Source organism: Vibrio profundi, assembly GCF_005281835.1.
Classification (GTDB): Bacteria; Pseudomonadota; Gammaproteobacteria; order Enterobacterales; family Vibrionaceae; genus Vibrio; species Vibrio profundi.
On the sequence record NZ_RZIS01000003.1, the window covers coordinates 33,202 to 46,126 of the forward strand.

10 protein-coding genes are annotated in these 12,925 nt (G+C 43.9%); 4 read left to right on the forward strand and 6 right to left on the reverse strand.

The features are described 5' to 3' along the window. Positions 1-366: 366 nt before the first annotated feature. Complete coding sequence (locus tag ELZ11_RS08980; protein WP_137357071.1) at positions 367-2,133, forward strand: SgrR family transcriptional regulator; 1,767 nt, start codon at positions 367-369, stop codon at positions 2,131-2,133. 85 nt (positions 2,134-2,218) lie between these two features. Here ELZ11_RS08980 and ELZ11_RS08985 read toward each other — a convergent pair whose 3' ends face one another. After that, the gene (locus ELZ11_RS08985; RefSeq protein ID WP_137357072.1) at positions 2,219-2,626 is read right to left on the reverse strand and encodes a rhodanese-like domain-containing protein; all 408 of its coding nucleotides are present in this window, start codon (positions 2,624-2,626) and stop codon (positions 2,219-2,221) included. Positions 2,627-2,795: 169 nt separating this feature from the next. Then, a complete protein-coding gene (locus ELZ11_RS08990; protein WP_244291635.1) occupies positions 2,796-4,700 on the reverse strand; it encodes a methyl-accepting chemotaxis protein in 1,905 nt (634 codons plus the stop codon). A 344-nt stretch (positions 4,701-5,044) separates the two neighbouring features. Here ELZ11_RS08990 and ELZ11_RS08995 point away from each other — a divergent pair, with 344 nt between their 5' ends. Beyond that, positions 5,045-6,100: an MBL fold metallo-hydrolase gene (locus ELZ11_RS08995; protein ID WP_137357073.1), complete on the forward strand. Its 1,056-nt coding sequence runs from the start codon at positions 5,045-5,047 to the stop codon at positions 6,098-6,100. 52 nt (positions 6,101-6,152) lie between these two features. On the opposite strand, the gene ELZ11_RS09000 is transcribed toward ELZ11_RS08995, so the two are convergent. Beyond that, a complete protein-coding gene (locus ELZ11_RS09000; RefSeq protein WP_137357074.1) occupies positions 6,153-7,055 on the reverse strand; it encodes a LysR family transcriptional regulator in 903 nt (300 codons plus the stop codon). A gap of 296 nt (positions 7,056-7,351) precedes the next feature. Then, positions 7,352-8,176, reverse strand: a complete 825-nt coding sequence (locus ELZ11_RS09005; RefSeq protein ID WP_137357075.1) for an HDOD domain-containing protein — start codon at positions 8,174-8,176, stop codon at positions 7,352-7,354. A gap of 444 nt (positions 8,177-8,620) precedes the next feature. Between ELZ11_RS09005 and ELZ11_RS09010 the strand changes: the two genes are divergently transcribed. Beyond that, positions 8,621-9,850, forward strand: a complete 1,230-nt coding sequence (locus tag ELZ11_RS09010; RefSeq protein WP_137357076.1) for a hypothetical protein — start codon at positions 8,621-8,623, stop codon at positions 9,848-9,850. 49 nt (positions 9,851-9,899) lie between these two features. Here ELZ11_RS09010 and ELZ11_RS09015 read toward each other — a convergent pair whose 3' ends face one another. Together ELZ11_RS09015 and ELZ11_RS09020 are read right to left on the reverse strand one after the other, a co-directional pair. Beyond that, positions 9,900-10,235, reverse strand: coding sequence for a hypothetical protein (locus ELZ11_RS09015; RefSeq protein WP_341867224.1), 336 nt, complete (start codon positions 10,233-10,235; stop codon positions 9,900-9,902). A 62-nt stretch (positions 10,236-10,297) separates the two neighbouring features. Then, positions 10,298-12,037, reverse strand: a complete 1,740-nt coding sequence (locus ELZ11_RS09020; protein ID WP_137357077.1) for an RluA family pseudouridine synthase — start codon at positions 12,035-12,037, stop codon at positions 10,298-10,300. Between the two features lie 246 nt (positions 12,038-12,283). On the opposite strand from ELZ11_RS09020, the gene ELZ11_RS09025 reads away from it, so the two are divergent. Further along, the gene (locus ELZ11_RS09025) at positions 12,284-12,838 is read left to right on the forward strand and encodes a sugar O-acetyltransferase (RefSeq protein ID WP_137357078.1); all 555 of its coding nucleotides are present in this window, start codon (positions 12,284-12,286) and stop codon (positions 12,836-12,838) included. The last annotated feature ends 87 nt before the right edge of the window (positions 12,839-12,925 follow it).

Consider the following 12,925-nt stretch of genomic DNA (forward strand, 5'->3'; position numbering starts at 1 on the left):
GGAGCATAAACATGCTTTCAACCCACTTCACTAATGAGGAGCGCGAAGTCACTCGACGCCTTTCAGTGTTTCTCTATAGGTAAAACTGCAAAAATATACGAATGGCTTGTCGTTCTAACGCACTGTTAGAGCGAGCGATCTTCTGAATGTAGTAGTCAATCATTGAGGTATTAGCTGACATGACAATACTCCTTTCGTTTTGGGTGTGCTTGGTTGATGTGGTTATTATTTGTCAAAACGAGGAATGTAAAAACAGATGGCCTTTATGGTTCTTTGTTCCTATTATTGGATATAAACTGAAATTTAGAGTTTAACTGCTTGTTTATCTCTAAAAGCGGAACATAAATTTATCTTGGAGTTCTTCATTTGGCTGACCTAACTTTAATGCGTTACTACTTACGGTTGGAATCTTTAGGTAATGAAGGAGAAGTATCAGTTTCTCTACCTGAGATCGCAGAGCTGCTGTTTACGAGCTTGCGACACGCTCGTACCTTGCTAGGAAAAATGCACAAAGAAGGGTGGGTGGTATGGCAGCCTAAGCCAGGGCGAAACCAACGTTCAGCGATCACGTTGAATTACACTCCTGATGGCCTTAAACAACATATCGCCGCGGCATTGATTGAGTTAGGGCAATATGAAAAAGCGTTAACGATATTAGAGCATAACCGAGAAGTCTTTGGGGCATTGTTGCAGCGAACGTCTGGTGCAACATTACGTGAAGGACTTCTACATGTTCAGCTGACTTACAAACGTCGTTTTGAAGCGTTGTTCCCACATCATATTCAGCGCAGTAGCGAACGCTTTCTTCTACGCCAAGTGTTTAGCTGTTTAGTCGGGTGTTCTCCATCAGGTGGGTTAGAGCCTCAGCTTGCTCACCACTGGCATTATGATGAGCAAAACAATGTGTGGACGTTCTTCTTAAGGCCGGGACTCACCTTTCATGACAACCAGCCAATTGAAGCTAAAGAACTGGTGACTTTGTTCCAAATCTTGCAGACCTACCCGTTTTATCAGGCCGAGCTTGGTCACGTTGAAGAAGTTTATTCTCCCCAGCCTTTACGTTTGTGTTTTAAGTTGTCACAAGCCGATAAGGGGTTTGGCGGGTTGTTGGCTGGAGTGAAGTATTCCATTCAGCCAGTAAAACAATTGCGAAAGAAAGACACCAAACAGGTCATTGGCAGTGGCTCATTTAAGGTTGTTGAACATTCAGATGAGAAGCTAAAGCTTGTGTCGTTCGAGCGTTTCTATGGTTGTCGATCACTAACGGATGAGGTGACCATTTGGCAGTTTGAAGAGCCGATGACAGGGGCTGCACGCTTTGACGACAGCACTATGCAGATCACAGATAACGGTGAGAATGCTTGTTTTCACTACCTTGGCAAAGATGGGTCTAAAATGGTGGTTGAGAACAGTGATAAATTACATAGCCGAATCGAAGACGGCTGCTTATTTATCTTGTTTAACCAAGCCATATCGTCTGAAGCTTTGAGCGTTGAGCAAAGAAAATACCTTAGTCGTTTGTTAACACCAGAAAGTATCCAAGCTCAACTAGAGAAAAATGATGGCACCTTCAGTGTCGAGTTTGCTCGTAATATTTTGCCAAGCTGGCACGGTGTATACCGCCCTCCGATTGAAGAGGTGGCGCTGCCACGTAAACTCTCGATCGCGGTTTACGATTATTACGCTCTGTATCGCTGTGCGCTGAGTGTGGCTGATATTTTAAATCAATATGGTATCGAGGTTGAGGTGAACACCTACAGCTTCCGAGAGCTCACTACCTTTTCGGAGCAAGGCTCAATTCGAGAAGATTTGATATTGTGTAATACCAACTTAGACGACAATGCTCACTCTTCGATGTTTTCTTGGATGATGAATAATCCGGTGTTGCATTTAGGGCTGGGGGAGTCCAATAGCGAATGGCTTAAAACGCAGCTGAATCACCACAAAGCGACGGTCGAGCTAAGTGACTATTTCACAGCACTGGAGCCGCTCGCCAGTAGCTTAGTGTCCGAATACTGGTTGATTCCAATGTTTCACCACCTACAAACAGTACGCTTTCAAGGTATTTTGAAAGATGTCGCGATTACGAATTGGGGGTGGCCTGAGTTTCGCGATGTGTGGTCGGCTGACTAGTTTATTTAAAGTTACAATTTACCATTGATGAGCTCCCTCGTTGTTAGTGATTCGGGAGCTCACTTTGTCGGGCGTCACCTATTGATTATGCTACCTGCTGACTCTTGATTAAACTGAAACCTTCATCTATCCAGCCTGTCACTCCACCAATCATTTTTTTAACTGGTCGCCCTAACTTTGCGAGCCTAATCGCCGCTTTTTCAGTGCCATTACAATGTGGGCCTGCACAGTAGACAACGAATAAAGTATCTTCTGAGAAGTCGACTAAATTCTTTTGATTGATACGCGTGTGAGGCAGGTTGAGCGCTCCCTCAATATGGGACGCTTCGAAAAGCTCGCTTCCTCGTACATCAAGTAAAACGAAATCTTGAGTATTATTAGTGAGGGCGTGGTGAACATCCCAACAGTCGGTTTCAAACTCTAATAGAGCTTGGAAATGTGCAAGCGCACGTTCACTTGGTGCTGCGGGGATGCGAGATACAGCAGAAGACATAACAACTCCTTGTTGATTGGATTAACTAGGGAGAAGTATCGCAATAATGATCGGTTTTGAATGCTGGCTGTAACGACATTGTTCGTTAAATTTCAGCCAAATATACCTTTCTATAGGAAAAAGAAAAGCCGCGTGAGGCGGCTTTAACGATAAACGGTGGTAGTGAAGTTTAGAACTTAAACTGTGCCACTAGACTTGAAAGGTGCTGAGCTTTGATCCTTAACTGTTCACACTCTTCTGCTGTTCTTTCGACCATGGCATCACTCTCTCTCGCGATTTCAGAGATGCTGGTGACATGCGGAGAAATCTCATTGATCACATTCGATTGCTCGCTGGTGGCCGATGCGATTTGCATATTCATGGCATTCATTTCGTTCACGTTATTAGAAATTGTTGATAGCTGCTCTTCTGAATTAGACGCCTCTACCTGGCATTTCTTACCAAGTTCTGCACTTGTACTAATTGCATGAACCACTTCTTCTGTCCGCTGTTGAAGCTTCTCAATGATCGCTCTGATTTCTTCCGTTGATGCTTGGCTTCGAGAAGCTAAGGTTCGAACTTCATCAGCTACCACTGCAAATCCACGACCTTGCTCGCCTGCACGCGCGGCCTCTATCGCTGCGTTTAGTGCAAGTAGGTTAGTTTGCTCGGAAACGCCGCTAATTACGTCTAGAACGGTATCAATTGAGTTAGCATCTTGAGCCAGCTGAGTGACGACTGCAGAGGTATCACTTAATTGTTGGTTCATGTTATCAACGCTTTCTGATGTGACGGTTACGGATTTTTGGCCAATATCAATCGCATCGGAAGCTGATGATGCGCTGTCTGCAGCGCCATTGGCATTTTGAGCCACTTCATCTGAACTGGCTCCCATCTCATGAATGGCGGTCGCGACTTGTTCGATTTGGCTAGTTTGCTGTTTGATCTCTTGTTCCATTGAATGTGCCATTTGATCTACCGTTTGGATAGAGGCGGTAATTTCTTGGCCGGTATTCGAAACGTCTCTCAATAGTTCACTCAAATATTGGACGAATTGGTTGTAGCCTTTGGCAATTTGTCCAACTTCATCGTGACGCGAGTCATCTAAGCGTTGAGTCAGGTCACCACCACCTTTACCGATTTCTTCAAGAAGCTCGGCAACTTGTACAAATGGCGATAACAGTTTGTTGGTGGCCCACGCCGCGATTGGAATGTAGATAGCAGCGATCACCAATGCCATGATGATAACCGTTCGGCTAAAGCCGTCTAAGTCTGCCAATACTTCTTCGCGCGGAACTTGAGTGACAAGCGTCCAACCAATACGAGGCATGGATTTGGCGCCAACAACTTGGAATTGGTTGCTGATTTCGACTTCCTGAACCACTGGTTGTTCACTGCCAAGTAAGTTGCCATTGACCATGCCTAAAGAAGAAAGAGATTGTCCGATCATATTTTTTTGCGGGTGAACTTTTATGGTTCCAGAATCATCGACTAAAAACACGATGCCACTATCGCCAATACGATATTGGCTAATCAGTTCGGTAATGCTGTCTAGCGTTAAGCCAATACCAGCCACACCGACGCGTTTACCCCCACTAATGACAGCATAGTTTACAAACATTGTTGGGATGCCCGTTGCGCTATCCGTATCGAACGAGAGTTCAAAATCCTGGTTTGAGTTAATAAACCGATAGAACCATTGATCACCACTGTCACTTTCGCTGATGGTTTTTAGCAGACCATCATGGGTGTAGTAATTACCGTCTTCTCTAGACACAAAATAAGCAGTAATCGCATTAAACTCGCGCTTTACGTTTGCAAGGTAAGTATTGATGTCGGATTGCGTTTGGCTATTTTGATACTGAATGATCAGAGGAGATAGGGTCATCATTTTAGAGGCGATGATAGGTGATTCAAGCTGTGCATTTAGGTCGTTACTTACTTCACCAAGTACTGCTGGTAATTCACGTTGGAAGGTCTTTTCAATCAAGATTGTACGGCTGGATTGAAAAGAGTAGATACCCATTACGCTAATAATGGCCAATGCCGCGATTATTGTTGCCAATATCGCTTTTGTTCGAATAGTTAGTTTCACCTCAGAACTCCTTTCTAAAATCATTACTACCCAGTATAGATGTAAAAATAATGTTAATTAATAATTGACCTCTTGGTCAATAAATGAATTGTGGAAATGAGGGTTTGTACAGTATTTAGCCTTATATTGTGTACAATTTTCATTGCGGAGCTAAAGAGAATAGGTAAGCGACTTGCCAGCCGCTAATGAACGGCGTTAAACCGAATCAAAAAGCAGTTCTAATATAAATTACACTTATGGGTTTACTTTTTAGATTTTAAAAGTAAACTAGCCAGTGTAGTTTACTTTTGGTTCATTACTGTGTGTGCCTAAAGAAGATCACGAACAGAGAATTGAGAGTAATTATGAAGAAGTATCTATTGCCGATTGTAGGAGTCCTTGCCATGACCACAGCTGTAACCACTTGCTCTAGCCCTGCTCAAGAAGCTAATTCACTACCTAAAAAGTTCGTTAATAGTGAATTGGAATACAAATCGGGTATGTCTGATATTTTTTCAATCATCAAAGCGTACATGACGGTAAAGCGTGAAAATCCTACACCTACCTTTGAATTACCTGTACAGCCGCTGACGGCAGCTCAACTCGTTCAAGAAACAGAAGATGTTGTTTACCGTTTAGGTCACTCTAGTGTCGTGATGAAATTAGATGGCACACTAGTGATGGCTGATCCGGTATTCAGTGATCGCGCTTCGCCAGTGCAATGGATGGGTCCAAAACGCTTCCACCCAACGCCTATCAACTTGCAAGACTTACCGAATATCGATGTTGTGGTCATCAGTCATGACCATTATGACCACTTAGACAAAGCGTCGGTTAAAGCCTTGGCCGACAAAGTAGGTACCTTCATTGTTCCGTTAAAAGTGGGCGCATACTTGAAAAAGTGGGGAGCCCGTGACGAACAAGTGATCGAACTTGATTGGTGGCAGAGTGCAACGGTCAACGATATTGATTTTACACTGACACCGACTCAGCATTTCTCAGGAAGAGGGCTGATGGATCGCGATGCAACTTTGTGGGGCAGTTGGGTTATTACAAGTGAAGACTCGAATGTTTTCTTTAGCGGCGATTCCGGATATTTCAACGGGTTTAAAGAAATCGGCGAACGGTTCGGACCATTTGACCTCACTATGGTAGAAACAGGAGCGTATAACTCGCTGTGGGCAGACATCCATATGTTTCCAGAACAAAGCGTTCAAGCGCATATTGATTTGCAAGGTAAAGTGATGATGCCAATTCATAACAGCACTTTTGACTTGTCTATGCACGATTGGCAAGAGCCATTAGAAAAGGCGTATCAGATCAGCAAAGAGCGCGACGTAACCATGACAAGCCCGGTTATTGGCGAACGTTTGGTTATCGCTGAACCAGCTGCACCTCAAAAATGGTGGAATCAAGGATAGTGTTACCTTGTGTGGTTTAGTAAAGCCGAGTGAAAACTCGGCTTTTTTGCATCTATTGGCTAGAAGGTGATTCAAGGTGTTGAGTGATCAGGCTTTCAATCAACTCATAACGATTAGGTAATTGGCGATTTTTCTTGCGAACCAGATACAAGGTTTCTTGGACTGGGTTCTTGGGCTTAACGATATGTAATTCATGTTCACCCAGAAAACTCACCACAGCACTGGCAGGCAGAACGGTAAAGCCGAGCCCTTTGGCGACTGGAAGTAAGATTTGCCCTACTTGATTCACGTAACCTGATTTAGGAAATTCAGAAATGTCTGCTTTTTGCCATTGCTCATCACCGCAGCGCTCAAAGTACATTGATAAGTAATGCTCAGCATCAGGGTGGGCAATCAAACCACACTCTTTCAGTGTATCTAGCGTGATAGTTTGGTTTTGATATTGCTTAGGTAACACTAAACATAATGTTTCTTTACCCACTTCTTCGCTTTGAAATAACGCACTATTTGGCTGATGGGTAACTATGCCTAGGTCACTATTTCCCGCTTGAATGTCACTTAATATTTTTTGGTTTGGCGCCGCTTCAATGTTGATATTGAGCTCTGGGTAAGTACTTTGTAGTTCCAGCAGCTTCGGATAGAAAAACAGCGCCATGGAGCCAGAGCAAGATAGGGAGCAAACCCCAGAATGCGGATTATCAAACTTTAAACCTTCCATCAATGCGGCTTCGTCTTGAGCTATTTTCTTCGCGTATTGGTAAACCTGCCGCCCTTGCTCAGTTAGCTCAAAGCTTTTCTTTTCTCTGGTGATTAACTCGCAATCACAAGCAGCTTCGAGTTTCTTGATGTGCTGACTGACTCCGGGTTGGGTCATATACAACTTTTCAGCGGTTTGGGTAAAGTGACCAACGTCGACGAGAGTCTTGAAAGTATGAAGCCATGACAAATTCAGCATAAAGGATGCACTCTGGAAGCTTGAGCTAATTTGATAATGAAAAATTATTATAATTAGGATTATTGATAATTTCTATTGCAGTATGATCGAAGTGCTGAGTGGATGAGCTATACGCTGAAAAATGTTTGGTGAAATGGAAAGGAGCTTTTTCTAAGCCAAGGTTACGTGAAAAGTAACGATGAGCAATATAGGAATGAGAGCGAGCACGTTCAAATAAGCCTTCACTTGTTCAGGTTGAAATAGTGACGCGCACACAAAAATGCCCGACTTAGTAAGCCGGGCATTGATACGGTGAGCTACGCGAGCTGTGCTGCCAGCTCTCTGCCATTGCCACGTATCTTATCGATGGTATCTCTAAACGCAGCAGAAATATGCAGTACCCGAGCGTCAATGTGCTCTGCAAGGAATACAGATTTTTGTTTTTCTTCTTCTATGTCGTCCCAAGTGTCATGGATATCGCGGGCAAAGTGTATGGTTGAAGCGAGTTTGGTGGAGCCTTCCGCTTGCTCTGGCGAGTTAAAGAACTTAATCGCTTGCACCATATCGTCTGGGAATTTCCAAGCTTTCGCTAACTTAGCGCCTAGCCCTGGTGAACAACGGCCGATGACTTCTTGTTGCACAGCGTAGCGCTCTTCACCTGCTTCCACTCGTTTTTCAATTTCGGTGGCTTGCTCAGGTACGAGCGAGTGGATCATCAGCTCCCCAATGTTATGAAGTACTGCGGTGGTAAACACTTCATTGGCATCTAGCCCTGCTTCAGCGCCTAACTTGCTGGCAATTGTTGCTACTTCAAATGTGTTCGCCCAATACTCATTGAGATCCATGGTATCGAGTTTAGGAAATGCACCAGACAGCACCGAAGCGACAACTAAAGTTCGCACTGGTCCGCTACCAACACGGATGATTGCGTCGTTGATCGAAGATACTTTCTTGGTGCCTCCAAAGTGTGCAGAGTTCGCCATTCGAAGTAGGCGAGCACATAACACTTGGTCTTGTGCCATTTTTGCTGAAAGCGCTCCAAAATCGACATCATCTTGGTTAACCATCTCTAACAGTTCTTGCAGTACTTGTTGGATACGCGGAAGCTCGTTTAGTCGAGAAATAAGTGCTGATTCGCTCATGTATTAATCCTTTTGTTGAACCACAAATAAAATGTAGAACAAACAAATGGAATATCAAACTAGTTTCATTTATTTAAATATTAAAGAGTTAAACCTTGTCTATTGCGTCGGTTTACACCTGTCGTGTCAGCTTGATTTAGAGCCTAAATGAGTTTTCCAAGTAGAAGGTAGAATTGTTAAGAGGCGCTTTGAATCTGGTAGGAATACGGGGAAGTGGTAGTTTGGCAATTGCCAATAATTCAAATTTCACACCTCCGAACTGGAACTCAATCATGCCAGTCAGCCACCCAAATCAATCACCGAACTCTGTAATTTTTTATAAAGTTATTCGGTCTGTAGATAATATTGTAAATAATCCATTTACAATGCGAATGATAAGTTCGAAACTATCGGCAATTAGATATAACAATAACTAATAAGCAGAATTATTTTTCGGGGGATCGGATGCGCGTCAAAGTATTTAAACGCAAAGTGAAAGACAAGCTTTTTGGAAAAACGACTAATACCGCTATGGATGTACAGCTACTAGAAATGGCTGATGCACGTATGGGCGCTATGTACATGCTAGCAAATACAGAAGTAGAGAAAGTGTCGGCATTTTCTAATGGACACCTTTTTGAAAACTTTGTCATCGGAGCCGAGCCTCTCAGCGACCTAAAGTCAATTTCTATGGGCTTGCTGAATAAAACCGATGCCGCTGCGAAGTTCAAGCAAAGTAAAGTGGGCGGGAAAATCACTAAAGCTGTAACCGTGGCGGGTGAAGCGACTTCTGCTGTTGTACAGAAGATCAAAGCGATCATTTCAGAGTTTTTCCGAAAACTAGTAAGCAAAGTCAAAATGGTTTACGGCGATGCTTTATATGGTGCTGAGTGGTTTGCTGAATTTGGTACTTGGTTAACGGCAGAGTTCGCAGGCAACTTTTCTAGCTTCATTCCTGGTTGGGGCTATGTGCAAAGCGCGGCGGATATCTATTCTGGTGTGAAGCAAGCGGCGTTTAAATCGTATGATTTAGTAACGCAAATGTATGCTGGCCGTGGTGTTGAGCTGTTAGGTGGTCACCCGAGTATTATTGCTAACGCTTTGGCTCGTCATTCAGCTGTCGGTGTGGCTGGTGGTTTAAAAAGCGCTGCGATTGGGGCAACTAAAATTGGCCTAGAGGCGGCTGGAGATGCATTTGCAGGCGCTGGTGTACTAGTTAGCGTGATTAGCGGCTTGTTTGAGCGTGTGGTTAAGCTTGTTGACTATATGGTTCAACGCTCTTTAGTTGGCAAAGTACTGAAACGTGCTAAAAAAGAGTGGGGCAACCGCGATTCCAATGCAAGTTTAGTGAAAGATCATAAACGCTTCTCAGAATGGTTCCAAACGGCAGTTATTACTACACCGATTATAGCGGCGCTCGTTATGGGAAGTGGCTTTGTCGCGCACCCCTATAAGTTCATACAGCTTCTCACGCCAACCTTAGGTGTCATTTCTCAAGGCGATTACAACAAAGGTGTGGTCTATATCGAAAAGCTCAAGTCGTTGTCGACAGGCTATGTTCAAGAATATGTTGATGGTTACTCTGTAACCTTTACGAGTAACGACGGCATTGTGAAAGCACGCCTCAAAGAACTTATTGATGGAAAAGGTATTCTAGACGGGCATGAAGTGGCGGTTTCAAGTGTGACGCCGTAGTTATTTGCGACAATTGAACGGATTCAAGGCCTGTGACAAGTACATAGGCCTAGTTAACGAGTCCGTTCCTTTTTAATCCTCGTCTAACACTGCTGCAAAGTTTTCCGAATCGGCGAAGTTCTTCAAAGTTTGGTGCAATGCCGCGAGATAGGTTGTGTTCCCAATACATTAGTTCTGAGTCGACCAACTCTAATAGCTTTTTCGGACACCCAGTGCATTCTCCCTTAGGGCCGCAAACGAAGGTTTCTGGGTCTTCCAATGGGAACTGCTTTTTGACGTCTGCAATTAGTTCGATCATTGCATGCTCTAAGCTAGGTTTTGCCATCTCAATTACTTCATCAGAAAAAGAAGCGAATGCTAAAACAACAAAAGGGTAATAAACCATGATCTCGTACAGGAGAAGAGGCTTATTACCCTAAAGTAGGAGGCGCTTGATGGGCTATGGGTTTAAAAATCCGCTTCCACTTGGAAAGTTAACCACTCTTTAGTGACGGGATGCTCAACCTGCAGTTGTTCCGCATGCAGGTGCAATCGGTTTGCTTTCAAACCATATAAATCATCGCCTCGGATAGGCATGTGTAACCCGTCGGTATGAGAACAATGCACTCGCAGTTGGTGTGTGCGGCCTGTCTTCGGATATAAGTATATTTTGGTTGTGCTATCCGTTCGTTCAATTACTTCCCATTTGGTTTCAGCAGGTTTGCCGTGTTCGTGGCACACCATCTGTCTAGGGCGATCATTGATGTCTCCACGAAGTGGCAGAGTGATATAACCTTGCTCTTCTTCCAATACTCCCTCGACCAATGCTACGTAACGCTTTTTCACCTCTCGAGCCATAAATTGCTTCTGTAGGCTTTTGTTTGCGCGTTTAGTTAGTGCAAAGATCAAAATGCCTGATGTCGACATATCTAGGCGGTGGATAACGAAAGGGCCTTCTACGTCAGTAAACATCTGTTCAATACGATACGCGGCGGAGTCTTTAATTGTTCTACCCGGTACAGAAAGAAATTCAGCAGGCTTATTTACGACAACGATATGATCATCTTGGTACAAGATATCGAGTTCCTTTCCTTCTGCCGGGTTATCAAGCAGCGGGTTTGGATCCATTTCAATACCTTGTAGCATGTGGCCTAAAATAGGCTCGCACTTACTTTGGCAAGAGGCATAAAACTTCTTATGTTTTCGCACTTCAGATTTTGGTGACACTCCCCACCAAAACTCAGCCATACATAAAGGTTGTAGGTCGTTCAAAAATGCATATTGAAGGAGCTTAGGTGCTGCGCATTCTCCCGATCCTGCAGGTGGAATGTGATTTGGCGTGTCTTTGAAAATCTCGTTCAGATCTTTGGTGTGACCATGGGTGTTGAGAAACGCATAGTGTTCAAACAATTTATGTTGAAGTAGGTTTGATAGACGTGCGCGTTCACTTTTAAGTTGCTCAAGCTTGGTTGTAAATACATCGAGCTTACTTTGGATGTTTTGGAGGGTTTTATCCCACCCAAGCTTGAGGTATTTAAGTTGATTCTTTTCGGCAACGCTTTCTTTGCCTAAAGCGTCAATGAGCGCGTTAAGTTCTTGCTCATTTAAGTTAGATTCGCCCTCAGCACGTAGCGCCTTACGACGTTTCCGACCTTCGATAATACGTTGTCTTTGAGCTTCGATTTCATGCTCAGATTGTGCCGTTTGGCTGGCTAACTCAGCTTGTATTTCTGCTAAATCAGGGTTGGCAAGTAGCGCTTTGAATTGGTCGCTGACCTTGGTGACTTCAGCGAGCTCCCCTCGATAAAAGCTTCCTTCCGCCAGCATATCGAATACCGGAGGCACAAAGCCGGGCAGTAGGTTTTGGTCGGCTATTTTTCCAGAAAAACCAGACAAGAACCCAATCTTACCTTGGCGATTTTTGACCACTAATACGCCAAACATTTTTCCACGCTCTTTTGTCGCTTTGGAAGCGTATGGGTCGTTAGACTTCGGCGAACCTGTTGAGCGTGTGTTGTTGGTTACGTCATCTAAGCCAAAGTCGTGCACCCAGTCGGTTTGTGACTCTAGGTGTTCTTGTAATTGCTTTGCAGCAATTTCACACAATGGATGAGGTTCGTAATAGAACGGAAAAGTAAAGCGCTCTGGTGGCTCATATGCATCGATAGAGTGAGAGAAAGAAGTAAAGCAAGGGTCTGAAGAATGCATATAGAAGTCGACTTGTATTAGGTGCTCAAAGTGGCGTGATTCTACTGTTTTGTCTCTGATTCGTCATCTATCAATTGTGCTAGGCACTTTAGGTGTTTGGGATTAATCGCTTAACAAGGAAGCCCCTACCAAGCGTGATGAAGTTAGTGCTATCCAAGCCTACGATCGCTATTTAACTGTAATATGACAATGCTTGGGATTTAGAATCCTTATATTGTGATGTCTTCGTTTTGAAAAGCTAAAACTATGAAAACAGAAAAAGAGAAAATGTTGGCCGGCGAGCCTTATGACGCATGGGATGAAGAACTCTATCAAGCGCGTATTGCATGCCGAAAGTCGATGCAGAAACTTAACAATAGCATCCCCGATACCGATGAATGGCAAGCGGCGATGCGGGAGCTTGTCCCCAATGCGGATAGCGGCCTTTATCTAGAACCCCCATTTCGTTGTGACTACGGCTCGAATATTAGATGTGGCAAGAATTTTTACGCAAACTTCAACTGTGTGATTTTGGATGTAAATTCAGTAGAGATTGGCGACAACGTGATGTTTGCACCTAATGTGCAGATTTATACTGCAGGTCACCCAATTGAAGTGAAGGCCCGAGTGGAAGAAGGCGTCGAATTTGGTTATCCAATTACTATAGGCGACAACGTTTGGATTGGTGGCGGCGTGATAGTTTGCCCTGGCGTTAATATTGGTAAAAATACCGTGATTGGCGCTGGAAGTGTGGTAACCAAAGATATACCAGCCAATGTGGTCGCAGCGGGTAATCCATGTAAGGTGATTCGAGAGTTATAGTCTAATCTCTTCAAATCAGGCATTGAGATAACCTCAATGCCTACATCACTTATTTTACTTTGGGGTGTGATCAAGGTTACTTGAACG